22 protein-coding genes are annotated in these 22,920 nt (G+C 63.2%); 9 read left to right on the top strand and 13 right to left on the bottom strand.

Annotation, left to right across the window (positions count from 1 at the left end; all coding sequences use genetic code 11):
- Window positions 1-3: 3 nt before the first annotated feature.
- Window positions 4-1,041 carry a 3-oxoacyl-ACP synthase III family protein gene (locus O4220_RS21125; RefSeq protein WP_269607439.1) on the bottom strand — a complete coding sequence of 346 codons (1,038 nt, stop codon included), beginning with the start codon at window positions 1,039-1,041 and terminating at the stop codon, window positions 4-6.
- Window positions 1,038-2,273, bottom strand: a complete 1,236-nt coding sequence (locus tag O4220_RS21130; protein WP_269607440.1) for a sedoheptulose 7-phosphate cyclase — start codon at window positions 2,271-2,273, stop codon at window positions 1,038-1,040. The genes O4220_RS21125 and O4220_RS21130 overlap by 4 nt, the downstream gene beginning before the upstream one ends.
- Window positions 2,274-2,442: 169 nt before the next feature.
- Between O4220_RS21130 and O4220_RS21135 the strand changes: the two genes are divergently transcribed.
- Window positions 2,443-3,057: a TetR/AcrR family transcriptional regulator gene (locus O4220_RS21135; protein WP_269607441.1), complete on the top strand. Its 615-nt coding sequence runs from the start codon at window positions 2,443-2,445 to the stop codon at window positions 3,055-3,057.
- 17 nt (window positions 3,058-3,074) lie between these two features.
- Here O4220_RS21135 and O4220_RS21140 read toward each other — a convergent pair whose 3' ends face one another.
- From O4220_RS21140 to O4220_RS21160, 5 genes are all read right to left on the bottom strand, one after another.
- Window positions 3,075-4,700: a long-chain fatty acid--CoA ligase gene (locus O4220_RS21140; RefSeq protein ID WP_269607442.1), complete on the bottom strand. Its 1,626-nt coding sequence runs from the start codon at window positions 4,698-4,700 to the stop codon at window positions 3,075-3,077.
- A gap of 68 nt (window positions 4,701-4,768) precedes the next feature.
- A complete protein-coding gene (locus tag O4220_RS21145) occupies window positions 4,769-5,848 on the bottom strand; it encodes an alpha/beta hydrolase (protein ID WP_269607443.1) in 1,080 nt (359 codons plus the stop codon).
- Between the two features lie 71 nt (window positions 5,849-5,919).
- Entirely contained in the window at window positions 5,920-6,804 is an 885-nt protein-coding gene (locus O4220_RS21150; RefSeq protein WP_269607444.1) for a hypothetical protein, read from the bottom strand.
- Window positions 6,805-6,874: 70 nt separating this feature from the next.
- Entirely contained in the window at window positions 6,875-8,230 is a 1,356-nt protein-coding gene (locus O4220_RS21155) for an FGGY-family carbohydrate kinase (protein WP_269607445.1), read from the bottom strand.
- Between the two features lie 10 nt (window positions 8,231-8,240).
- Entirely contained in the window at window positions 8,241-9,245 is a 1,005-nt protein-coding gene (locus tag O4220_RS21160) for a LacI family DNA-binding transcriptional regulator (RefSeq protein ID WP_269607446.1), read from the bottom strand.
- Window positions 9,246-9,319: 74 nt separating this feature from the next.
- Here O4220_RS21160 and O4220_RS21165 point away from each other — a divergent pair, with 74 nt between their 5' ends.
- Complete coding sequence (locus O4220_RS21165; protein ID WP_269607447.1) at window positions 9,320-9,901, top strand: AAA family ATPase; 582 nt, start codon at window positions 9,320-9,322, stop codon at window positions 9,899-9,901.
- On the opposite strand, the gene O4220_RS21170 is transcribed toward O4220_RS21165, so the two are convergent.
- Entirely contained in the window at window positions 9,886-10,893 is a 1,008-nt protein-coding gene (locus O4220_RS21170; RefSeq protein WP_269607448.1) for a LacI family DNA-binding transcriptional regulator, read from the bottom strand. The two genes, O4220_RS21165 and O4220_RS21170, sit on opposite strands and share 16 nt — an antisense overlap.
- Before the next feature lie 31 nt (window positions 10,894-10,924).
- A complete protein-coding gene (locus tag O4220_RS21175; RefSeq protein ID WP_269607450.1) occupies window positions 10,925-11,650 on the bottom strand; it encodes an SDR family oxidoreductase in 726 nt (241 codons plus the stop codon).
- 405 nt (window positions 11,651-12,055) lie between these two features.
- On the opposite strand from O4220_RS21175, the gene O4220_RS21180 reads away from it, so the two are divergent.
- The 4 genes from O4220_RS21180 to O4220_RS21195 all read left to right on the top strand — a co-directional run bounded on the left by O4220_RS21180 (window position 12,056) and on the right by O4220_RS21195 (window position 16,536).
- Complete coding sequence (locus O4220_RS21180) at window positions 12,056-12,835, top strand: ATP-binding cassette domain-containing protein (protein WP_037148364.1); 780 nt, start codon at window positions 12,056-12,058, stop codon at window positions 12,833-12,835.
- Window positions 12,832-13,929 (top strand): ABC transporter permease, encoded by a 1,098-nt coding sequence (locus O4220_RS21185; RefSeq protein ID WP_080730678.1) that lies wholly within the window; start codon window positions 12,832-12,834, stop codon window positions 13,927-13,929. Before O4220_RS21180 ends, O4220_RS21185 begins: the two co-directional genes overlap by 4 nt.
- 55 nt (window positions 13,930-13,984) lie before the next feature.
- Window positions 13,985-14,956, top strand: coding sequence for an ABC transporter substrate-binding protein (locus O4220_RS21190; RefSeq protein ID WP_269607452.1), 972 nt, complete (start codon window positions 13,985-13,987; stop codon window positions 14,954-14,956).
- Window positions 14,957-15,057: 101 nt separating this feature from the next.
- A complete protein-coding gene (locus O4220_RS21195; RefSeq protein WP_269607453.1) occupies window positions 15,058-16,536 on the top strand; it encodes a mannitol dehydrogenase family protein in 1,479 nt (492 codons plus the stop codon).
- Here O4220_RS21195 and O4220_RS21200 read toward each other — a convergent pair.
- The 3 genes from O4220_RS21200 to O4220_RS21210 all read right to left on the bottom strand — a co-directional run bounded on the left by O4220_RS21200 (window position 16,524) and on the right by O4220_RS21210 (window position 19,788).
- Window positions 16,524-17,315 carry an acyl-CoA thioesterase gene (locus tag O4220_RS21200; protein ID WP_269607454.1) on the bottom strand — a complete coding sequence of 264 codons (792 nt, stop codon included), beginning with the start codon at window positions 17,313-17,315 and terminating at the stop codon, window positions 16,524-16,526. The genes O4220_RS21195 and O4220_RS21200 overlap by 13 nt on opposite strands.
- Before the next feature lie 55 nt (window positions 17,316-17,370).
- Entirely contained in the window at window positions 17,371-18,660 is a 1,290-nt protein-coding gene (locus O4220_RS21205) for an MFS transporter (RefSeq protein WP_269607455.1), read from the bottom strand.
- An 81-nt stretch (window positions 18,661-18,741) separates the two neighbouring features.
- Window positions 18,742-19,788, bottom strand: a complete 1,047-nt coding sequence (locus O4220_RS21210) for an SDR family oxidoreductase (protein WP_269607456.1) — start codon at window positions 19,786-19,788, stop codon at window positions 18,742-18,744.
- 166 nt (window positions 19,789-19,954) lie between these two features.
- Between O4220_RS21210 and O4220_RS21215 the strand changes: the two genes are divergently transcribed.
- The gene (locus O4220_RS21215) at window positions 19,955-20,197 is read left to right on the top strand and encodes an ArsR/SmtB family transcription factor (protein WP_420030442.1); all 243 of its coding nucleotides are present in this window, start codon (window positions 19,955-19,957) and stop codon (window positions 20,195-20,197) included.
- Here O4220_RS21215 and O4220_RS21220 read toward each other — a convergent pair.
- Window positions 20,181-21,662: an SAM-dependent methyltransferase gene (locus tag O4220_RS21220; protein ID WP_269607458.1), complete on the bottom strand. Its 1,482-nt coding sequence runs from the start codon at window positions 21,660-21,662 to the stop codon at window positions 20,181-20,183. The two genes, O4220_RS21215 and O4220_RS21220, sit on opposite strands and share 17 nt — an antisense overlap.
- A gap of 115 nt (window positions 21,663-21,777) precedes the next feature.
- On the opposite strand from O4220_RS21220, the gene O4220_RS21225 reads away from it, so the two are divergent.
- Complete coding sequence (locus O4220_RS21225; RefSeq protein ID WP_269607459.1) at window positions 21,778-22,281, top strand: DUF1648 domain-containing protein; 504 nt, start codon at window positions 21,778-21,780, stop codon at window positions 22,279-22,281.
- 17 nt (window positions 22,282-22,298) lie between these two features.
- The gene (locus O4220_RS21230; RefSeq protein ID WP_269607461.1) at window positions 22,299-22,907 is read left to right on the top strand and encodes a hypothetical protein; all 609 of its coding nucleotides are present in this window, start codon (window positions 22,299-22,301) and stop codon (window positions 22,905-22,907) included.
- Window positions 22,908-22,920 lie beyond the last annotated feature (13 nt).

Below are 22,920 nucleotides of genomic sequence, written 5' to 3' on the forward strand. Positions count from 1 at the left end.
TCACTATCCCTTCGTGGTGTTGTCGTGGCCGGTGTATTCGACTACTGCGCATCCCCAGGTGAACCCGACACCGATGCCGGTGAGCATGATTCGGTCGCCGGGCTGCACTGTTTCGGTGCGGCGAAGCAGGTCGAGGCCGAGCAGTGGGTCTGCGGCACCGGTGTGGCCGATCGTGCGACCGAGCTCGACCAGCGTCTGATCGGGTCTGATCTTGAGAGGCTCGAAGCACTGCTTTCGGAGCAGCACATTGCCGAAGTTGGGCACGATCCACCGGGCTATCTCACCGTGATGGGTCGACGAGTCGCCCAACGCCGTTTCGGCGCAACGACTCAGGGCGGCCGCATTGCGAGACCAGAACTCGTCGATGGTGTGCGTCTGGGTGAACCCGCCGACGCGCGCGCGTAGATCGATGGGACCGTCGGTGCCGTAGACCGGCATGTCCAGTCTGTCGTGGCCGCGGTGCATCTGCTCGAGGTGTGCATCGGTCACCACTGATGTGGACAGCACGCGGAAGGGGCCGGGATCGGGTCCGACGACGGCGGCAGCTGCACCGTCTCCGTAGACCAGTCCACTGTCGGACTTCCACCGGTCGAAGAGCGGCATGCGCCACGCGTCGGACGCGGTCACCAGCCCCTTGCCGCGTCCGTCGAACCAGCGACCGATCATCTCCATGCCCACGATCGCGCCTGCGCATGCGGTGCGAATCTCGATGGGCAGGCAGTCGTCGATGCCGAGTTCGTTCTGGATGTAGGCACCGCAGTTCCAGGCCTCCAGGCCGTTGTGCAGGACGACCGCGTGGACGAGTAGATCGATGTCATCACTGTTGATTCCGCTGTCCTGCAGCGCAGCTCGGCCCGCCAGGATGGCCATGTCCGGTGCGGTCTCGCCGAGTTCCGGGTTCGAGACCGCCGCCGATATCTGCCCGGTCTTCTGATGTTCGACTTCCTCGAACCGCCCTTCCTCGATCATATCGGCTGCCTGCACTCGAGCTTCGGGCAGATAGGAGCCGAAGCCCTCGATGTACAGGCTCTCCCACTTCATGACGCGACCTTCGTCACCGAGACGTCGCCCGTCAGAAGCCCGGTGTTCTTCCGCGCGAGGAGAGACAGCGCGGACGCGATCTCGTCCTGCGTCACGTCGTTGGCGAAATGGTGTCCCCCGATGCCGACAGGGAGCGGCAGTCGCTGACGTCCGTCACGATGGCGAACGGTGTCTGCGAGTGCGACGTCGAGTACGCCCTTTCTGGACAACACCTCGTTCCATACGGGGAGGCCGAGCTGCTTCATCACCGTCAGGATGCGATCGAGGTCGTCACCGCTGAGGCTCCCGCGCAGGAATCCCAGCGCGGAGGTGAGTGCCATGTCGATGCTGACGGCCTCGCCGTGCAGCAGAGCGGGCAGCGCTTCCATCTCGAGTGTCGGTGAGAATGTGTGGCCGTAGTCCACGCACCGCTCGAGGCAGGACTCCCACAGATTGGGTTGCAGCTCTTCGAGCATGAGGTGGATCGACTCGGCAATGACTTGTTTTGCAGCAGTGTCGAGTTCGGCAGAAGAACCCTGAAAGTTGTCGCCGATCAGGCGTTGGCCGTACGTCTCGAGCAGCTCGAACAGATCGATCGACTTGATCAACGCCATCTTCAGGATCTCGGCGAGGCCGTTGGACAGGTGCCGGTCGTCGAGGGTGCGCAGGAATGCACGATCCACATAGGTAGCGATGGCCGGGGCGTACGTTCCGAGGCGGTTCTTGCCCATGCCGTAATTGACGCCCGTCTTGACGCCCACTCCGGCGTCGACGAGACCGATGAGAGTGGTGGGAATTCTGATGTACGGGGTACCGCGCCGATAGACGCTCGCGGCGAATCCGACGACGTCGAGCAACACTCCGCCGCCGATGGCGATGACCGGCTCTCGGCGTCGGTCGATACCGAACCCGTTCATGGCGTCGACAACTCGGATGACCGAGCTCCACTCCTTCACCGCTTCGTCGGCACGCATGGCCACGAACGATGCGGTCACGCCGTGGTGCTCGAAGTATTTTCTGATGCGATCGCCATGTATGCGATCGACATTGGTGTCGATGACGATGAGGCGCCTGTCTCCATGGGTCAACGGTGCTGCGCTGCAACCGTCCAAGAGCTGAGTGTTGTTCGGCGCAAACAGATCCCGCGCGGCAAGGACGTGGTATTCGATCTGCTTGACTGCTTGGACTTTCCACGCCGAGTCGGTGTCTGCACTGTGACTGAGTCCGAGCTTGAATGAAGCGGCACTACGCATGTGTATCCCCCTGGACGGTGATGTGCACTCTCGGGCTGTGTTCACTCTCTGCCGTGCTGTGGCGAACCGAGGTTCTTACTGGAGCGTAGGGTATTCGTTTATCGATCGCTACAGGAGTAGACTAGATCACAACTGCGGGAAACGGTTGTGACGAAACACAGGAGGGTCTATGGCAGGCGTGCCGGGTCAAGGGCGGAAATTCGATGTCGAGACCGCGCTGGATCAGGCAATGCTCGTGTTCTGGCAACACGGGTACGAGGGGACCTCTGTCTCGATGCTGACGAGCGCTATGAGCATCAACCCGCCGAGTCTCTACAGCGCGTTCGGTGGCAAGGAGGGTTTGTTCTTCGCGGCGGTGGATCGCTACCTCGCCACGAGCGGAGACTTCATGGACCGAGCATTCGCCGAGGAACCCCATGCCGCCACGCTCATTTCGAGGCTGCTGTACGACGCGGCGGCGCACTACACCGATGAGTCCTGTCCGGGCGGCTGCCTGATCATCAGCTCGGCCGTCGGTGTCACCGAAGCCAACCAGACCATCGCAGATCGATTGCGCGACATGCGCAATGCCAACGTGTCACTACTGGCGAAGCGGATCTCCGACAACGTTGCCGACGGGGTGTTGCCCGTGTCGTGGGATGCCGTCGATGTAGCCGAATTCATCGGCGTGATCATTCAGGGCATGTCGCAGCGCGCGCGAGACGGGGCATCTCGCGCTCAGTTGGAACGCGTTGCCGACATGACTCTCGCCTCGTTGGGGCCGGCGCACTCGCTCGCGCGCTGACGGTGATGGGTGTCGCGTCACACCAGCTCGATGACGTCCAACGCTCCGTCTGCGTGTGAGCTCCGCAGCCTCTTCTTGTCGTATTTGCCGACGCTGGTTTTCGGGACCTCGTCGATGAAGGTCCAACGCTCCGGCAACTGCCAATGCGCGACGCGACTGTCGAGGAACTCTTTGAGCTCCTCTGCCGTCACCGAAGCACCCTCGCGGACAACGACGGCCACCAGAGGCCGCTCGTCCCACTTCGCGTCCGGCACACCGATCACCGCGGCCTCACGCACGGACGGGTGGCCCATCACCTGGTTCTCGAGTTCCACCGACGAGATCCATTCGCCACCGGATTTGATGATGTCTTTGGTGCGGTCGGTCAGTCTTAGGTAGCCGCCTTCGGAGATGGTGCCCACGTCACCGGTGCGCAGCCAACCGTCGTCGAACTTGTCGTCCGCATCGGCGCGGTAGTAGCTGCCGGTGATCCACGGGCCACGCACTTCGAGTTCGCCGACGGTCTTGCCGTCCCACGGCAACACCTCACCGGCATCGCCGACGAGTCGTGCTCGCACTCCGGCGACGAATCGTCCTTGGGTGCAACGCAAGTCGAACTCGTCCTCCGGGGACAGGTCGGCGTCGGGCTTGCCGGAGGTGCCCAGTGGCGAAGTCTCGGTCATGCCCCATGCCTGGGAGATGTGCACGCCGTACTTGTCGTGGAATGCCCGCATCAGACTCGGCGGGCACGCGCTGCCGCCGACCACCACATCGCGCAGACTCGACAGATCCGCCGGGTGATCCTCCAGATGCACGAGCAGGGCCTGCCAGATCGTCGGAACCGCGGCAGCGGCCGTCGGCCGCAGCGTCGACATCATCTCGGCCAACGGAGCCGGCTGCAGAAATCTGTCCGGCATGATCAGGGACGCACCGACCATCAACGCCGAATAGGGCAGTCCCCACGACATCGCGTGGAACATCGGCACAATGGCCAACACTTTGTCGGACTGCGCAATTGCCATGGCGTCGGTCATGCAGCCCTGCATCGAGTGCAGATAGATCGACCGATGCGAGTACACGACGCCCTTGGGATCGCCGGTGGTGCCCGAGGTGTAACACATTGCGGCAGCGGACCGTTCGTCGAGCTCAGGCCAGTCGAATTCTTCCGGCTGACCCGCCAGCAAGTCCTCGTAGCCCAGTACTTCGATACCGTCGGGCGCAGTGACCTGCGCCGGGTCGACCCCGACCACGATGAGATGACGCAAGGTCTCGAAGGTCGGCAACAGGGGCGTCAGCAGGGGGAGCAGGCTCGCGTCGGCGATGATCACCTGATCCTCGGCATGATTGACGATGTACGTGAGCTGCTCGGGAAAGAGTCGAATGTTCAGCGTGTGCAGCACCGCGCCCATCGCAGGAATCGCCATGTAGGCCTCCATGTGCGGGGCGTTGTTCCACATGAACGTGCCGACGCGCTGATCGTCGTCGATGCCGATCGACCGTAGACCGTGCGCCAGTTGTGCTGCCCGCCTGCCCAATTCTCCGAAGGTCACCGTAGTGGGGCCACTGTCGGTCCAGGTGGTGATCTCGGCCGAGGAGTGAATGGAGGTCCCGAATCGAACCAGCTGGCCGATGGACAGTGGGGTGTCCTGCATGGTGCTCTTCATCGATCTCGCTCCTGAAGTCTCGGCCTACACGTCGTTGTGCTGCGCGTCACACCATGCACGATACGGACTTACTCGGACGCGTGGTCTCGGGTACCTCGGATTCGGGCATCGACCTCGCGAACGGTGTCCCGATAGATGGCCGACGTGGGATCGATGACCGCGAAGTGACCACCCGGTCCTTCGAGGTAGGCAACCGAATCCGGGCCGGCCGCAGCGGCGGCGTAGTACGCCCTACTGATCTCGAGCAAGTTGGGGTCATCGGAAACCGCACTGACCACCAGATGCGGGACACCGAGCGGAAGCCTCGAGATCGGAGAGGATGCCTCGTACGTCTCCTGCGCACCGGCGAATCGCGCACCGATCGCATTCGATACCGCGCCCTCGCCGAGCCAGCGCTCGTCGCCGACCCTCAGATCGAGTACACCGGCGAGGCTGACCGCAAGGGCAGTTGTGACCGGCTGTCCCACGGAATCGGCCGCTACTCGCAGTGCGAGTTGACCGCCCGCCGAATGGCCGAACAGAACGACGCGAGACAGATCCAGATCGCCGGGTGCCGTCGCCAACGCTGCGAGCGCGGATGCGACATCTCCGGTCGTGGCATCCCACTCGTGCTCGTCGGGGCGACGGTATTCGACGTTCCAGGTCGCGAAGCCGCGCTCCGTCAGATCGACGGCCATCGCGTCCATCAGGTCGAACTCCCAGCGCGAACGCCAATACCCACCGTGAACGAGCACGGCAACGGGAAAGGGGCCAGCACCGCCCGGCACGCGCAATTCGGCGCGTTGCTCCGGGTGCTCCCCGTAGTTCACGATCGTGCCGGGATGGAAGCGGTGAAAATACACACTGTCGATCGCGAAGCGCAGCCCGTCGAGTCCGCGGCCGCGAATGTGAGCGCGGATGCCCGGAGATCTGTCCGGTGCGCACTGCCCGAGGTCGACTCGAACCGCACTGCTGTACGACGACGCATCGACGGGGATTCTGTCGCCGGGAACAACGATGACCTCGTCGGATCCGGTTGCGGCGTCGACGATTCCGCCGGACAGCCCGCGTGCGTCGAGAGCCCTGGCCACCAGTTCCTGCGCGGTGGTGGGATCGGCGAACACACCGGGCGCGGCGATGATGTCGATGTGCTTCGAGACGTCGTTCATGGGTTTCACGCTACCCACCTGGCGTCGACCGAGCCCGAACGGCGAGTTCGGGCTCGGTCGAAGGACGCGAATCAGGCGTCGACAGCCTCGTTCAGCTCACGCAGCCGGGGCAGTGCGCGGTTGGTGAGAAGGTCCTCGCGGGTCTCGGCGGAGACAGCCATGCTGTCCTTCCACAGTGACCGGCCTGCCATCGCTCCGCGGGCACCGTTGGCGACGGCGATGCGGACCTGCTCGATGAACGTCTCGTGATCGACGCCTGCCGAGAGCACGGCCCACGGAACACCCTGTGCCGCTTCGGTAACGGCCTTGCAAGCATCGGCCGAGCCGGGGTAGGGGAGCTTGAGTACCTTGGCGCCGCACTCGACCGAGATGCGCGTGGAGTCGGCGATGATCCTGCCGAAGCCGGCCTTGTAGTCCTCGTCGGACTCGCCCTCGAGCTGGTAGGTCAGGATCTCGACGATGAGCAGCAGACCCTCGGCGGAGCATGCCTTGACGAGATCGCGGATCTCCTCGGCCACACGGGAATCGACCCCCTGCTGCTCGGGGCGCATGTAGAAGAGCATCTTGGCGACGTCGCCGCCGAGATCACGCACGACGCGCGGAGTGACACCGTCGACGAAGCGGGTGTAGCGCAGACCGTCGGTCTCCTCGAAGCCCGACGCATCCATACCGACCACCAGTGCGGTGTTGCGCGAGAGCACACCGTCGTCGACGATCTTCGGCAGTGCCACCTCCGGGTCCAGCAGGATCGCCGGTGCGTGATTGCCGAGGTAGCGCACCAGATCGGCCTTGGCTTCGGCGAGCTGCTCGACTGTGATCGAGCCCGGTCCGTCGACGGCGTCCTTCATGACGGCCTTCATGCCGTTGCGCTGATCTCCGGCGACGATGAGCATGTTGCCGTCTGGGGTGGAGATGGCAGCCATTCCGCGACGTTCGAGGGTGGTGAGTTCGTTCATCTTCTTCTCCTGGTGGGTGTTGGGGTCGAGCGCAAGTGGGACAACGTTGTCTCACTGCAGAAATGTGGGCTCAGGTTTCTATGAGCGCCAGTAGGCGGGCAGCGAACAATGCTGCCCCGTAGGCGGTGTCCTGGGAGCGGGTCGAGACCGAGACGCCGGGCAGCACCTGAGCTCGCGCGTCTCGCACGCTGGCCATCCCGGCCCAGCCGCCGGTGAGCAACGTCGTCCTGGCGGGCGGCACCTCGGCGTCGAGTGCCTCGATGAGTCGAGCCACTTCGTCGTTGCCGTGCAACAGAATCGAACGGAACAGCTCGGCCGAATCGATCCCGTCGGTACGGACCGTGATGGACAGAACGCCGTCGTCGTTGCGGGCACCCGCGATGTCGAGACCGCCATCGGTGAACGGCCCACCCGCGGGCAGAGCGCACACTCGCTGATCCAGTAGATCGCGACCGGCTCGATCGTTGATGTCGCACAGCTGCAATGCCCGTCGCATCAGCAAACCGGTCTTGACCCCGGCAACGAGTACGTGTTGACCCGGCACCACGTGGCGAACCGAGTTGATGAGATGCTCGGCGAGCCTGCTTCGCGCGGCTGTGGTCAACGGAGCGTCGAGTACCCGCAGCAGAACCTCGGCGGTGCCCATCGACACGTGGTACCGATCGTGAGGGATCGCTCCGCCGGACACTGCGGACACGAGATGGTCGTGACCGGCCACAGTGAGGCGCGCGCCGGCGATGGACTCGGGAAGAGTTGCCGCGTCGGCGGTTCCGAGGTCGGTTCCTGCATCGACCAAGGGCGGAATGAAATCGGCTCCGACGCCCAAGTGCGCCAACATCTCCGACCAGGGTTCGCCGCTGTCCTGATCGAGTAGTCCGGTGCGCGAACTCAGCGAGTAATCGGCCACCGGCCGACCGCCGAGGGACAGTACGACGAACTCCGGCAGGTTGAACCAGCGAAGCCCGTTCAAGCTCAGTCCGTTGTCGCGAAGGTGTGCGATCTTGACCACCGAGACCTGTACGCCGACGGGAAGCCCGGTCTTGCCTGCGAACTGATCGCGCAATTCGGTCGGCAGGTTGTCGACCTGCTGCTGACCGCGCGGATCGAACCACGCGAAGGCCGGCGCGCGGACAACGTTGTCTCCATCGAGAAGAAAGCCCGTCTCGCCCATCCCGGACACTGCGATGGCGTCGATGCGGGCGGCCGGATCGCCGGTGACGTCGGGCAGCCGACGCGCGACGGCGTCGAGCAACTGCCCGATGGTGGCCAGCAAGTCCTCTGCGGCGAGGTCGGTGGTTCCGCCCGGGCCGTGCCGCCACGGTGTTGGACTCTGCTCGATGAGCAGTTCGGTGCCGGCATCGTCGGTGACGAGTACTTTGACGCCGGTGCTTCCGAGGTCCAGTCCCGCAACAAGTCTGGGGTTCACGGAGTTGGTCTCATTTCTGTACGGGTAGGGGGAGGGCATGCGAGAGTCTTTCCACCAGCGTGGTCGGCGCTACCTGTTGCTCCGGTTCGAGATACGGATCGTCGAAACACTGCACCAGGCGATCGAACGCGAGGGTGCCGATGCGATATGGGTCTTGGTCTATGCACGTCACCGACGGGCTGACGGCGTCGGCGAGCGAGAAATTACCGAACGACACCATCGCGACATCGGTGCGGTCTATTTCGTGCAGCACCGACACCACGGCCGTGGCATGTCGTGCATTGGCGACGAAGAAGGCGGTCGGCGGGTTGCGCAGTGCCAGTAGCTTCTTGACGACGGGCCGCACCGAGTCCGCGGCGTGGGACACCGGGGGAGCGAGAGCGGCCTCGGGCTTCTGTCCGAGGTCTGCGAGAACGTCGAGGTACGCCTGCCGGCGCAACTGGGCGGTCTGCAGTCGATCGTCGAAGCCGAGCAATGCAATTCGAGTGTGTCCGCTTGCCACCAACTTCTCGACGGCGCACTTGGCGGCACCGTAATCGTCCACAATGACCGAATCGAATCCCGAGATCGACCGGTCGATGGTCACCGTGGGCAACGTTCGACGCCGAGGCACGAGGAAGTCGCTGTGATCGCCTACCGGCGCGAGAATGATGCCCCGCACGTGCTGTCCGGCGAGCAGGGCCAGCTGATCCCGCTCGCGCTGGGCATCGAACCCGGTGCTGCCGACGATGACCGCAAGGCCGTGTTCGAGCGCGCGATCCTCGACGGCACTGACCAGGGAGGCGAAGAAGACGTCGTCGATGGAGTCGACGATGATGCCGATCGTGTTGCCGGATCCTGATTTCAGTGACCGAGCAGCGGAGTTGGGAACGTAGTTGAGCGTCTGGACCGCGGCCTCGACGCGCTCGCGCAACTCCGGCAAGACCGTGTCCACGCCGTTGACGACGCGTGAGACGGTCTTGAAGCTGACGCCTGCCAATGCGGCGACGTCTTTGATGCTGGCGCGCTCGGTCACGTGAACTCTCGATCGGAGGAGTGTGCTCGCGGTATCAACTATGCGAGACAACGTTGTCTTGTATGATTCCCTCTATGACTCATGTCTGTCAAGACATCTCCGTGATCGATCGCGAACGGCTGCCGGTGCTTGTCGTCGCGGGTGCTGCGGGAAGCGGCAAGACGACTCTCGGGAGGGAGCTGGCGAGACGGTTCGGTACGGCTCTGCTCGACTTGGACACACTCACCAATCCGCTTCTCGACGAACTGGATTCGTTGCTGGACGGTCCGCATTGGAACAGTGCGGGCCCACACTCGGAACGCATCCGAGTCGGCCGATACGCCGTACTGCTCGCCGCTGCGCGTGACCTCGTGGACATCGGTCAGCGTCCCGTTCTGGTCGCACCGTTCACCCGCGAATTGACGGCAGGCGCGGAGTGGGAGCGACTGGTCTCGCACATGGCCCCCGCTGCAACGTTGGTCGTGCACGTCGACGGGTCGCCGGAGCTGTTGGCGCACAGGCGCGCTGCGCGTGGGGCGGAGCGTGATGCCCATCGGCCGGTGGACGCCCCGGCGGCCAAGCCACTCGTTCCCCATCTGCGGGTCGATGCCGAACTGTCGACCCCACTGCAAGTCGATCTGGTTGCGCACGCGCTCCAGGATCAGTCGCAGCGGTGATCGGTTCCGGGCGTGCAGGATCGACGCTCGATCAGCTCGACGCCGAGAATGTTGCGGCGCTTGTAGCGCTTGCTCGGATTCTCGATCCGTCCCAGTAGTCGCTCGATGGCCAACCGGCCGAGGCGGGCGGGATTCTGATCGATCACCGTCACCGGGGGCATCACTGCGTCGGCAAGGGGAAAATCGCCGAACCCGACGAACGCCAGATGCAGCAAATTCATCTGTTGCAGAACCGGCACACATGCCATCGCCACTCGTGCGTTGGACAGAAACAGTGCGGTAGGCGGACTTTCGAGCGCGGTCAGGTCGGTCAATGCCACGCGGGCATCCTCGCGGTCCAACACACCCAGAGCGACGAGAGCGTCGTCGAAGTCGATTCCGTGTGCGTGCAACGATTCCCGATACCCCTCGAGCCGGTTTCGGCTGGTCGGTATGCCGGCGCTGTCGCCTATGACCGCGATGCGGGTATGTCCCAGATCGAGGAGGTGGTCGGTGGCCAACACCGCCCCGCCGTGATCGTCGTCGACGAAGCTGTCTGCCTTGAGTCCGTCGGGAGCCCGATCGACGAACACCGTGGGGGTCTTGTCGATCCACCGCTCCAGATAGGAGTGGTGTGCACCGGTCGGCGCGATGATCAAGCCACTCAATTGCCTACGCAGCAGCGACTCCACCAGAGCCTGTTCCTGATCGCCGTCGTGACCGAGGCTGGTGACCAGAACGGCCATGTCGTCCTGTCGCGCTCGTTCCTCCACCGCGCGCGCGATGGAGGAGAAGAAAGGATCGTCGATATCGGGTACGGCCACTCCGATGGCTGCCGCCTGACCGTTGCGAAACGACGTGGCCATCGTATTGGGCACGTAGTTCAGCGAATTCAAGGCCTCGGTGACGCGGGCACGAGTATCGGGGTCGACGTGAGGGTCGTTGTTGTAGACCCGTGAGACGGTCTTGGCGCTGACCTTGGCCAGCGCCGCGACGTCTTGCATGGTGGTCATGATCTACCCCCGTCTGCTCGTCATCGTCTCGTCAGCGACTGGTGTAGCCGCCATCGACTGGCAACGACACTCCGGTCACCATGGAAGCATCATCGCTCAGCAGGAACGCAATCGGCGCGGCAATCTCGTCTTCGGTGGCCCACCTTCCCAGCGGCATCTGTGCCAGGAACGGCTCCTCGATCTCGGGGCGACCCCAGTAGAACGCAGACATCTCTGTCATCACGACCGTCGGGTTGACACCGTTGACTCGAATTCCGTGTCGGCCGAGCTCGAGTGCGGAGACTCGAGTGATGTTGTCCAGGGCGGCTTTCGAGGAGCCGTACGAGATGTGGCCGGTGAGGGCGACCAGGCTGGCCTGGCTCGAGACGTTGACGATGGCACCGGTGCCTGCGGCGATCATGGCCGGGACGGTGTACTTGATGACCAACAGTGCGCCGCGCGCGTTGATGGCGATGACCTTGTCGAAGATCGAGATGTCGGTGTCCTGAGGTGTGGCGATCTCGCCGCCGAATCCTGCGCAATTCACCACGCCGTACAGCTCGAGGCCTTCGACAGCCTCGCGGACGCTGTCCTCGGAGGTCAGATCGAAGGCCAGGGGCGTTGCGCCGGTCTCGTCAGCCAGTTTGTTCAGTGCATCGACCGATTGGCCCGCCGCGACGACGTCGGCACCGTCGGCCACCAACCGCCGCACAGTCGCCGAGCCGATGCCTCCGCTGGCACCTGTCACCAAAATCTTCCGGCCGTCGAACTTCGCCATGGGGGTCTACCTTCACTGTCTCCGAATGGTCATGTCATCGATGTCATCGGCTCAACCGAGCCCGCGTATGTCATCGGTGTCATGGACGGTACCCCAGCCCGGTTGCGTCGGCGCAGAAAATCGCGAGATTGCGTATCGACCCAGTTCAGAGACGGTACCTTCCGGTCCGATACGGGCTTCTCGCAGGCGCGGCGCGAAGGGTGTCGCGTATGTCCATGTCACCGGTGACATGAATTTTCGCGAAACACGTGACAAATGCGAGTTGTGTGGGTCACACTCGTAAAACGACGAGCCCCGAAGGGAGCTCGACCTGCTTTGCAGACCACGTCCTCGGACCGTGCTGCAGGCGCCGGTGGGGGTGTCCATCCCGCACTCGAAGCTTCTCGATTCGACCTAGGAGTATCCATGGCCAGCGTTGCACCTGTTGCGACACCGATCCTCGAAGCGAGGGGATTGTCGAGGAGTTTCGGAAACGTGCGCGCCCTCGACGATGCCGACTTCGACATCTACCCGGGTGAGGTCGTCGCGCTCATCGGCGACAACGGCGCAGGCAAGTCGACAATGGTCAAGGCGCTCTCGGGCAGCCTGGCCGTCGACACCGGCGAGATCCTGTTCGACGGAACCGCTGTCGATCTCGACAGCCCAACCGTCGCAGCGGAACTCGGTATCGAGACGGTGTTCCAGGATCTTGCCCTCGCGCCGCACCTCAACGCGCAGCAGAACATGTTTCTCGGACGCGAACTGCCGGCGAAGGGGCTGCTCGGTCATCTCGGTTTTCTCGACGTCTCCACGATGCGCAAGCAGTCGCAGGACGCGTTGAACGAACTCGGTGCCACCGTGCGTAGTCTGACCGTCCCGGTCGGAGCGATGTCGGGTGGGCAGCAACAAGCCATTGCCATCGCGCGAGCCGTCGCCTGGGCCAAGGGCGTCGTCTTTCTCGACGAGCCCACCGCAGCGCTGGGAGTCGTCCAGACCCGCAACGTGCTCGACACCATTCGCCGGGTGGCGGACAGGGGCGTGGCCGTGGTGTTCATCAGCCACTCCATGCCGCACGTGATGGAAGTTGCCGACCGGGTTCAGGTGCTGCGCATGGGCAAGCGCGTCGCCACCCTCGACGCCAAGAACACGACCATGGAAGAACTCGTCGGCGCGATGACCGGCGCAACCACCGGAGCCACACGATGACCAACCAGACCATCAGCCCCTCCCTCGAGCCGATGCCGCCCGGCGACAAGCCGTCTCGCCACTCCTTCGATCTGGTCGAAGCGCTCGGTAAGTTGGCCCGGGTTCAGGTGTTCCAGATCGTGCTCGTCTTGGCTGCGATCTGCCTCGTGTTCTCGATCATGGCTCCCGGCAGCTTCCCCGAGTGGGGCAACATCCGCCAGATCATCCAGAACGTCTCCATCCTGGCCGTTCTCGGAATCGGCATGACGTTCGTCATCGTCACCAGCGGCATCGATCTCTCGGTCGGCTCCGTTCTCGTCTTCTCCGGCGTCGTCTCGGCCAAGACCATGGCCGCGATCGGCGGCGACGGATGGGGAGTCGCCGCCGTCGGAATCGTGGTGGCTCTGGGCTGTGGCCTCTGCTGGGGATTGCTCAACGGCTTCCTGATCGGTAAGGCCAACGTGCCTCCGCTGATCGTGACTCTGGGGACCCTCGGCGGCGCTCTCGGGCTCTCGCAGGTCATCACCGGAGGTGTCGATATCCGCGACGTACCACCGGTTCTGGTCGATACCATCGGCTACGGAAACTTCCCGGCCACCACCATCCCCCTGATTTCGAGCATCGCGTTGGTGCTCGTGGTGATCTTCGGAATCGTGCTGCATCGCACCAAGTTCGGCCTCTACACCTTTGCCGTCGGCTCCAAGGAGCAGTCCGCTCGACGCGTCGGCATCAAGGTGGACATGCACCTGGTCAAGGTCTACGCACTCTCCGGAACTCTTGCCGGGCTCGCGGGCATTCTGTCTCTGTCCCAGTACGGCACCACCGCCATCGCCGGTCAGTCGCAGACCAACCTCAATGTCATTGCGGCAGTGGTCATCGGTGGAACGAGCCTCTTCGGTGGCATCGGAACCATGTTCGGCACCGTCGTCGGACTGTTCATCCCTGCCGTGCTGCAGAACGGTTTCGTCATCGTCGGAGTCCAGCCGTTCTGGCAGCAGGTCGCCGTCGGTGCTGTGCTCATCGCAGCGGTCTACTTCGATCAGCGTCGACGCGACGCAGCGAGCCGAGGTCAGTCGCCCAGCTCCCTCAAGAAACTCTGGTCCCGAAGTCCCTAGTTCCGGCCGGCCTCGAAACTCCCCCTATCGCAATCCCTTTACAAGAAAGTCGACCATGATCACATCACGCACCGCCGTCGTTGCACTGAGTGTCGCTTCGGTCTCCGCCATGTTCCTGGCGGGTTGTTCGTCCGACTCCGGAAGCGGTGGCGGCAGCGGCAACATCGCCTTCATCCAGGGCGTCAGTGGCGACGAGTTCTACATCAGCATGCAGTGCGGAATCGAAGCTGCGGCGAAGGATGCAGGCGTCACCGTCGACACCCAGGGTCCGGTCAAGTTCGATCCCACCCTGCAGAAGCCGATCGTGGACTCGGTTGTCGCATCACGGCCGTCGGCGATCCTCATCGCGCCCACCGACGTCGCTGCCATGCAGGCGCCCCTGGCAGCAGCCTCCAAAGCAGGCATCAAGGTCGTCCTCGTCGACACCACCCTGGAAGACCCGTCCATCGCGGTCTCCTCCATCTCGTCCGACAACAAGGGCGGCGGCGCAGAGGCGTTCAACGCGATCGAGCGGCTCAGCCCGGCCGGCGGCAAGGTGCTCGTCATCTCCACCGATCCCGGTGTATCCACTGCCGACGCCCGAGTGGCGGGCTTCGAGGAAGCCGTCGGCGCGAACCCGGCCTTCGACTACCTCGGCGTGCAGTACAGCCACAACGACCCGGCCGAAGCTGCTCGTCTTGTGTCGGCTGCCCTGGCCAAGGACCCTGACATCACCGGCATCTTCGCCGCGAACACGTTCGCAGCCGAGGGCACCGCAACCGGAGTTCGGCAGGCGGGCAAGCAGGATCAGGTCAAGATCATCGGCTTCGACGCAGGCCCCGCACAGGTGAAGCAGCTTCGTGAGGGAACAGTGCAGGCTCTGATCGCGCAGCAGCCCGACACCATCGGCACCGACGGTGTCGCGCAGGCCATGGCCGCAATCAACGACCAGCCGGTCACCGCCGAGATCTCGACCGGCTTCCACGTCATCACCGCCGACAACATCGACGGCGAGGGCGCGCAGTACGTCTACAAGTCGTCCTGCTGATCCTGACGTGTAACCCCTTGAACTGCGGTGGTGCTCCTGGTGGCAGAACATGCCCGGGAGCGCCACCGCACACCACGTTCGTCCGACCCCGAGGACCTGTCATGATCGAGCTTCGTCGCACCACATTGAACGACCTGCCTGCGGGCGTCGCGAAGCCCGAGTACGACGCGGACGAACTGCACTGTGGCGTGGTGCATTTCGGGGTCGGTGCGTTTCACCGCGCGCACCAGGCAGTCTATTTCGATCGCCTTCTCGCCGCCGGTCATCTCGACTGGGCGTTGTGTGGAGTGGGAGTCCTGCCGGGAGACAGGCGAATCGGAGAGGTCTTCGACGCTCAGGATCATCTCTACACCGTCGTGACCGTGGACCCCGATGGCCGACGCGACGCGCGGGTCGTCGGTTCGGTCGCGGACTTCGTCTACGCACCCGACGATCCGCAGGGAGTGCTCGACGTGCTCAGTTCACCCGCCACGATGATCGTCTCGCTCACCATCACCGAGGCCGGCTACGGCGTCGACGATGTGACCGGGGTTTTCGAGCCGACCGATCCCGCGGTGCTGGCCGACCTCGAGGACCTCTCCACCCCGTCGAGTGTCTTCGGGTTTCTCACCGTTGCTCTCGCCACCCGTCGGTTCCACGGAATTCCGCCGTTCACGGTGATGTCCTGCGACAACATCGTCCACAACGGAACGGTCACTCGCACCGCGCTGACGTCCTTCGCGCGACACCACGACAGCGACCTGGCCGACTGGATCGACGCCACGACCGCGTTCCCCAATTCGATGGTCGACCGCATCACCCCGGCCACGACATCCACCGTCGTCGACGACCTGCGACGCGACTTCGGCATCGACGACCGCTGGCCGGTCCAGTCGGAATCGTTCTCACAGTGGGTACTCGAAGATTCGTTCTCGTTCGGGCGACCACCCTTCGCCGACGTCGGCGTGCAACTCGTGACCGACGTCGCCCCCTACGAGCACATGAAACTGCGCCTGCTCAACGGTTCTCACCAGGCCATGAGCTACCTCGGCATCCTCGCCGGCTACACCCATGTGCACGACGTCATGGCCAGTCCTGACCTGCGCGAATTCGTCGCGTCGTACATGCGTGCGGAGGCTGCCCCGACACTCGCGCCGGTACCGGGAATCGATCTCGATGCCTACATCGAGCAACTGCTGGAACGATTTTCGAGTCTGGCCGTTCGCGACACTCTCGAACGTCAGATCGTCGACGCATCTGCCCGAATCCCGAAATTCGTTCTGCCGGTGATCCGAGACCGACTTGCCGAGGACCGATCCGTCGATCATGCCGCTCTGGTTCTCGCCGCGTGGTGTGCAGTGTACGAGCGCGGGGACATTCGGATGATGGACGCCGATGCCGAACGCCTGCAACGATTGTCGTGGGAAGACCACGACAATCCGGGAGCGTTTCTGACCAACCGGGCGGTGTTCGGGGATCTTGCGGGCAGCCCGAGACTGCGAGGTGCGTATCAGCGAGCCAAGCGTTCGCTGCAGGACAGCGGTGCGCGCGGTGCTGTGCGCCGGGTGCTGGAGCAGTCGGCGGCTGGTCAGACCTTGTAGTAGACCACCTGGTGGCTCGTGGCCAGCAGACTCCCACTCTCGGTCCACAATTCCGCTGTCTGGTCGAAGTAGCCCTGGTGGAAGCGGCGCGCCCGTGCGGTGCCGAGGATGTATCCGTCGGCGTGCTGCTCGAGATCCTCGGGCGTCGCGAAGTAGTGGGTCGTCAGGGAAATGGTGCCCGCCGGAACGTACGTGCCCAGCCGTTGGAAGATACGTGGATAGAACACATCGCTGAGCGAGGTCAGTGCAGCGAAGTCCAGCGGCCGCGGCGGGGTGTCGCGAATCCACAGAGTCTCGGTCGAGTCCGCTGATTCATGGTTACTCAGTGCGCCTGCCACGAAACGCATCTCGTAGTTCCGAGCCCAGGCGATGGCATCGGGAAGCCCGCCCTGCTTCGTGTCGGCGGGGGAGGAGACCGCGGGGGCCGTTGCCTCGATGTTGTCCCAGGTGTCGCGTCGCGTACCGAACACCGCTGTTGCGGTGGTGGCTACTGCACCGTTCTGCGTCAGTTCGAGATACCAGTGCTGGTTGCTTCGGTTGGTCCGCACCGGGCGTGCGGAAACCTCGAAATCACCCTCGGCAACCGGACCGGCGAAATTCACAGTCAGTGAGACCGGCGTTCCCAGGTGTTCCGGGTGCAGTTCGATGGCCCGGATGAACGTCGCCGCGGTGATGCCACCGAACGGGCCAACCATGTTGTTGTACGGTGGCGACGTCTTTCCGTTGTAGGTGCCGTCGCCGACCACGTCGAGCGCGACTGCCTCGTCGAACGGATGCATGGTTCTCCTACTGCCTCGGACGGTGTGTGTCATCCGATCGTAGTGTCGCCTGCATTCAGTCCAGGTCCTGGCCGCGCTTTTCCGGCATCCACACCATCGTCAGGAACGAGATCACAGCGGCTGCCGCGAGATAGTAGAAGAACCAGTCCGCGTGGCCCGCGTCGGACAATGCGTTGACCAGTAGGGGAGCGGTGCCGCCGAAGAGCGCAACGGTGAGGTTGTACCAAGCTCCGATACCGACACCTCGAAGCTCCGCCGGGAAGGCCTCGGCCAGAACGGCAGGGATGATGGCCGAGCACATCGCGAACAGCAGCAGGCCGACGCAGAAGACGATCAGCAATTTGGCGAACGACGGCCCGATCAGCTTGGAGAGCGGGATGATCAGAATCGCGAACAGTGCAGCGTAGGTGAGCAATTGCGGCTTCCGACCGATGCGGTCGGCGAGAGCGCCCATGGGGTACTGCAACGCGACGAACATGGCTGTCGCGATCGACAAGGCCACGAACACGTCGTTGGCGTCCGCTCCGCGTTGCTTGACGGCGTAGGGCGTCATCGCGGAGAAGAACGTGTAGTAGGCGAGCGTAGCGAGGAGGACGAATCCCACGACCTGCAGAACGGCGCGAGGATGGTGTTTCATGGTCATCCACAACGGGTTTCGCACAGCCTTCGCCTTCACTGCGTTGCGCTCCTGATTGTCGGCCTCGGCCATGCCGCGTCGCATCCAGAGCCCCACTACTCCGAGCAGTCCGCCGATGAGGAACGGTACGCGCCAACCCCACGAGTTCAGTTGGGCGTCGTCGAGTGCGAACGTGAGGTACGCGCCGAGCAACGAAGCGAGGAGAATGGCTGTGCCGGTGGAGATGTAGTAGAAGGACGAGTAGCGGCCTCGTCTGTCGTTCGGGGCGATCTCGGCGAGGTAGGCCGACGCATTGGATACCTCGCCGCCCATCGACATGCCCTGCACGATCCGGGCCAGCAACAGCAGAATCGGAGCGATCCACCCTGCGACGGCGAACGTGGGGAGCACGGCGATCGCGAACGACCCACCCGACATCATCGCGATCGTCAGTATCATCGCCTGGCGTCGGCCCTTCAGATCGGAGAAGCGTCCGATCAACAATCCGCCGAGTGGCCGAAAGAAGAATGCCACCGAGTACGTGGCCAAGGTGCTCAGTAGCGCCAGAGCCGGGTTGTCACCGGAGAAGATCTGAGTGGCGAAGTAGATCGAGAACGTGGCGTAGACAGTCCAGTCGTACCACTCCACCGCGTTGCCGATACTGACTGCAAGCAGTTGCTTCTTCGGCATCACGTGCCGAGTGGACGCCGATTCGGACTTCACTGACATGGCGATCTCCTCATCCGGTACCGACACTGGCAGCCTATGCGGCCGGTACCGTCCGGGTGCGGAATCAGGACCGGCGTGTGGTCACGGGATGATGCGTTGTCCCCTCAGATCGGCGACTATTCCGGCGAACATCGCCTCGGTGTCGACGAAACGATGAAAGCCCATGCGGCGCGCCTTGGAACCGTCGGAGATGACGTCGTAGTCCCAGGAGAACACGAAATCGCCGAAACTCCAGGAAGATACATCGCCGTAGGGAGTGGGCTTCAGATCGTGCTCGGCGACGATCGAATTCCATAGCGACTCTTTGTCGGCCATCGCATCGGCCAACGACATCGGCAGTGGAGTGGCGGTATCCACACCGAACAGGCCAGCGATGCGAGGCCACATGTCGTTCCAGCGGAAAAGGTCTCCGTTGGTGATGTTGAACGCCTGGTTCGCGCAATCGGGAGTGGTTGCAGCCCAGACCGTCGCTTCGGCGAGCAACGATGCATCGGTCATTTCCAACAGCGATCCGAACGCACCGGGTTTGCCCGGGAATCGCATCGGTACGCCGAGTTTCTTGCACATGGTTGCGTAGACTGCAATGACGGTTGCCAGATTCATCGGATTTCCGAGCGCCACACCGCACACCACAGAAGGCCGGATGGCCGACCAGGTCCATCTCTTACCCACCTGACGGGTTTCGAGGAAGTGCTGTTGGTCGACGTTGAACTCGGGTGGCATGTGCGGTGGATCGGATTCGCGGGCAGGCGTTTTGAACGGACCCAGATGCGCGCCGTACACCTTGTATCCCTGCATCAGGCTGACGTGTTCCAGATTCGGAGAACTGTCCTCGATCGCCGTGACGACGTTGACGAGCATCTCCAGATTGGGAGGAACGAGCTCGGCCCACGTGGGGCGTTCCTGATACGCAGCGTAGAAGATGTGCGTGACGTCCGTCAGGTGCGAGAGCTGGCGTCGAGTCTCTTCTGTGTCGAGTAGATCTACCGAAATGTGCTGAAGGCATTCGCTGTCGATACCTCCGCGGCGCGACAGGCCGATGATGTCCCAAACCCCGCTTCGCTGCAGGTGGGCGACGAGATTTCCGCCGATCACTCCGTTGGCCCCCACGACTACTGCTCTCTGCATGAGCTATTCCTATCTGGATATCGCGATATTGCGATGTCTGAACCAGTAGAACACAGATCGGGATATTGCGATATTGGAGTACGCTTCGAGGGTGGCTGACGAACTGGACCCCGCGGAGCTTGCGGCAGTGTTCGGTGCCCTGAGCAACCCGGCGCGACTGGCGATCATGCAATGGCTCAAGGACCCGAGCGATTTTCCGCCGCAGCTCGAACCGGCCGAACAGGTAGGGGTGTGCCTCAAGCACATTCAATCCAGAGCGGGTGTCTCACAATCGACGGCCTCGCAATACATGGCGGTTCTTCAACGCGCCCACCTGGTGACGAGCACCAAAATCGGGCCCTGGGTGCACTACAAACGCAACGGTGACTTCCTGGACCGATTGGCCGAAACGATCAGGACCGACCTGTGAAGGCATCGATGGCCTGATCGACCGCGCTGCCGTTCGGATGCACAGCCAGAGCTCGCAATCGCAGTGTGTCCTGGCCGGTTTCGCGAGCGATGGCCGCGAGATCGATGCGTTGCAGGAGCTTCTTCGTCACCGGCCGTTTGCTGTCCCAGAATGCCAGGGCCGCAATGAGATCAGTCGCTTCCGGTCCGGTCAACAGCGCATGGGCGACTGCACATGATGCGGGATCCTCGAAAGGAAGCAAGTACGTGGCATCGTCGAACACGGCTGGTTTGCCGTCGTAAGGGCCGACCATTCTGAACTGTGGAATCTTGTGGAACCCGGAGATCGCAATCTTGTAGGGAGCGAACGTGTACGGACCGACACCGAAGATGCAGAAGCGGGCCCTGTTGCGGTAGATCGACGACTTCCGCCCGTCGAGCGCAGCGGCGTTGTCGGTCAGGTACTTCCACAGCTTCGGTGCAGTCGACGCAAGTAGCTCGGTGTCGTCGCCGGTATGCGATTGCGGCACGATCATCCACCTGGACACCGAGTCCAGCTTGTCGCGGTAGACATCGGTGCACTTGAACAGTGGGAACAGGTAGTCGGGTTCGACGTCGACGCCGATTCCCGGTTTGTTTCGCGGACCGTTGTTTTCGATCAGCTCCATGACGCCGGCGGCGTCATGCTTGATGCCCTGCCGCCAGGTGAGTGGGCTGGCACCATCGAATTGCATGCTGCGCTGGTACGCATCGACGTTCGCGACGAGTTGACCGTCGACGACCCCGATTCTGTTGGTTGGTTGTGACGCGTCGACGCTCGGGTATGTCTGCGCGGTGTAGTCGGTCTTGCCCGGCCCGAGTTCCACGGTGAACCAGCAGGCATCGACCCCTGCGTCGAACCATTTCTTCGCATCGATGATTCGTAGACTCGAACCGGTCACGGGAAGCTGCTGCTGCGCGCTGTGCAGCAGAACGTTGCGCGCGACCTGGGTCTTGCTGATCATCGCGATGGTCACTGGCCTATCGCTGAACTCGGTGAGGAGTTTGATCCAGATGTATTCTGCGATATCGAAATTCGAGCTGCCGGTGATCGCGTCGATTCCGCGGGCATTCTTGCTGTTCGCGCGGGAAGGGCGATTGGCGGAATCGAGTACCGACAGTTGCGAGTTGGTCACCCACGGTGGGTTTCCGATGACGAGAGTCGGGCCTGGCTCCGACGTCCAGTCGACATCAGACGCCAGGTCGAAGTCGAAAATCGACGCAGTGACAACCCTGCCGAATTGTGATGCAAACGGGGCATACTCGGGCTGCACCTCGATCCCGACGCGCTCTGCTTCGGGGTGACTCCGGGCCATCACCGACAGGAAGTTCCCGACACCGCAGGTGGGTTCGAGAACACGGGTCCATTTGCGACGGGGCAGAGTGTTGACCAACGCGCGCGCCAACTCGATCGGGGTCTGGAAGTCCCCGAACTCGTTGTTGGGCATGGGTGCCTCCGGCAGTGGTGCTGATAGGTGCGTTCTGTGGCACAGGAGCATAGCCTGCGGAGCGACCCAGAGGCTCAGCATCACACCACTGCCTGAGGCATTAAAGTGAACTGGGATGAAGCTTTCGCGCGTTGCCTTACTGCTGTCCAGTCTCGTCTTCATCGGTAGCCTCGTGTGGGTCGCCGTCACCGCGGGCGACGAGATACCCGCGCACTTCGACGGATCCGGTCAGGTGGATCGGATGGACTCGAAGCTGTCGTTCCTCCTGACGATGGGCGGCACTGGGTTCGTCATGATCGGGTTGTTCGTCAGCGTCGGTTGGTGGCTGCCGAAGCTTCCGGCTCAGATGGTGAATCTGCCGACTCGACGACTGCACGAGTACTGGACTTCCGCCGAGAATCGACCCGAACTGAATCGCAAGATGTCCGAGGACCTCGATTGGATCGGAGTCGTCACCGCAGTGCTGTTCGCGTGGATATGCGTCGTTGCTGGCACGACCACTGGTGCGTCGGTGAGCGTCTGGGTCTTCGTGGTGCCGACGGTGCTTTATGTGGTGGCGATTCTGGGATATGCGGCCTTTGTGTTCATGGGCAGTCGTTACCGTATTCCGAAGGACTGACTGCGTGGGGAGTGGACATGGGATGGAATCCGTTCGATCGGCGGTCGAAGGATCAGCGCGCGATCGACGGCGCATTGGTCGATCTCGGCAAGCCGGCGTGGCGCGGTGCGCATGGCCACTTCGTCCGAGATGCACTCACCTCCTGGCGTCTTGCTGCCACCTCGACTCTGCATGATCCCCCGACTGCGACCAGGCTCGACAGAGTGCGCAAGGTCGTAGATCGGGAGCCGGCAAGTCGAGGACAGGCCGACATCGCCGAACTCGAGAGCCTCCGTAAGACGGTCACCGGCAGTGTCGTCTACGTCGTCGCCGCTCTGGCCACTGCTATCGAAGGCCTGGCGGCGTGGACGGCGGATGACGTAGCGCATCGGATAGTGCGCATCGACCTGTCTGCGGAAGTGGCCTCGGTAGCGCGCAGTGCAGGGCTGCTCCAGGCTGCCTTCGATCGTCTCGGTGGCCCACCGTCGGGTCATCTCGCCAAAGATGCCGAGGTGCAAGCGATGTACGCCCGACGCACCGAAGCACTCGCCGATCGCCAGCGCACCCTGATACTGCGATTGACTGCCCTGCGCTCGTATCTGGACGGACTGATGGATATCGAGAAGGAACTCGAGAAGATGCGGTAGAGCATCACGGGTC

It is taken from the genome of Rhodococcus ruber (assembly GCF_027270735.1).
Lineage (GTDB): Bacteria > Actinomycetota > Actinomycetes > Mycobacteriales > Mycobacteriaceae > Rhodococcoides > Rhodococcoides rubrum_A.

Coding starts and splice junctions, on each gene's coding strand:
- O4220_RS21125 (WP_269607439.1), bottom strand. CDS start 1,041: ATGAAGTGGGAGAGCCTGTACATCGAGGGCTTCGGCTCCTATCTGCCC.
- O4220_RS21130 (WP_269607440.1), bottom strand. CDS start 2,273: ATGCGTAGTGCCGCTTCATTCAAGCTCGGACTCAGTCACAGTGCAGAC.
- O4220_RS21135 (WP_269607441.1), top strand. CDS start 2,443: ATGGCAGGCGTGCCGGGTCAAGGGCGGAAATTCGATGTCGAGACCGCG.
- O4220_RS21140 (WP_269607442.1), bottom strand. CDS start 4,700: ATGAAGAGCACCATGCAGGACACCCCACTGTCCATCGGCCAGCTGGTT.
- O4220_RS21145 (WP_269607443.1), bottom strand. CDS start 5,848: ATGAACGACGTCTCGAAGCACATCGACATCATCGCCGCGCCCGGTGTG.
- O4220_RS21150 (WP_269607444.1), bottom strand. CDS start 6,804: ATGAACGAACTCACCACCCTCGAACGTCGCGGAATGGCTGCCATCTCC.
- O4220_RS21165 (WP_269607447.1), top strand. CDS start 9,320: ATGACTCATGTCTGTCAAGACATCTCCGTGATCGATCGCGAACGGCTG.
- O4220_RS21170 (WP_269607448.1), bottom strand. CDS start 10,893: ATGACCACCATGCAAGACGTCGCGGCGCTGGCCAAGGTCAGCGCCAAG.
- O4220_RS21175 (WP_269607450.1), bottom strand. CDS start 11,650: ATGGCGAAGTTCGACGGCCGGAAGATTTTGGTGACAGGTGCCAGCGGA.
- O4220_RS21180 (WP_037148364.1), top strand. CDS start 12,056: ATGGCCAGCGTTGCACCTGTTGCGACACCGATCCTCGAAGCGAGGGGA.
- O4220_RS21185 (WP_080730678.1), top strand. CDS start 12,832: ATGACCAACCAGACCATCAGCCCCTCCCTCGAGCCGATGCCGCCCGGC.
- O4220_RS21190 (WP_269607452.1), top strand. CDS start 13,985: ATGATCACATCACGCACCGCCGTCGTTGCACTGAGTGTCGCTTCGGTC.
- O4220_RS21195 (WP_269607453.1), top strand. CDS start 15,058: ATGATCGAGCTTCGTCGCACCACATTGAACGACCTGCCTGCGGGCGTC.
- O4220_RS21200 (WP_269607454.1), bottom strand. CDS start 17,315: ATGCATCCGTTCGACGAGGCAGTCGCGCTCGACGTGGTCGGCGACGGC.
- O4220_RS21205 (WP_269607455.1), bottom strand. CDS start 18,660: ATGTCAGTGAAGTCCGAATCGGCGTCCACTCGGCACGTGATGCCGAAG.
- O4220_RS21210 (WP_269607456.1), bottom strand. CDS start 19,788: ATGCAGAGAGCAGTAGTCGTGGGGGCCAACGGAGTGATCGGCGGAAAT.
- O4220_RS21215 (WP_420030442.1), top strand. CDS start 19,955: ATGCAATGGCTCAAGGACCCGAGCGATTTTCCGCCGCAGCTCGAACCG.
- O4220_RS21220 (WP_269607458.1), bottom strand. CDS start 21,662: ATGCCCAACAACGAGTTCGGGGACTTCCAGACCCCGATCGAGTTGGCG.
- O4220_RS21225 (WP_269607459.1), top strand. CDS start 21,778: ATGAAGCTTTCGCGCGTTGCCTTACTGCTGTCCAGTCTCGTCTTCATC.
- O4220_RS21230 (WP_269607461.1), top strand. CDS start 22,299: ATGGGATGGAATCCGTTCGATCGGCGGTCGAAGGATCAGCGCGCGATC.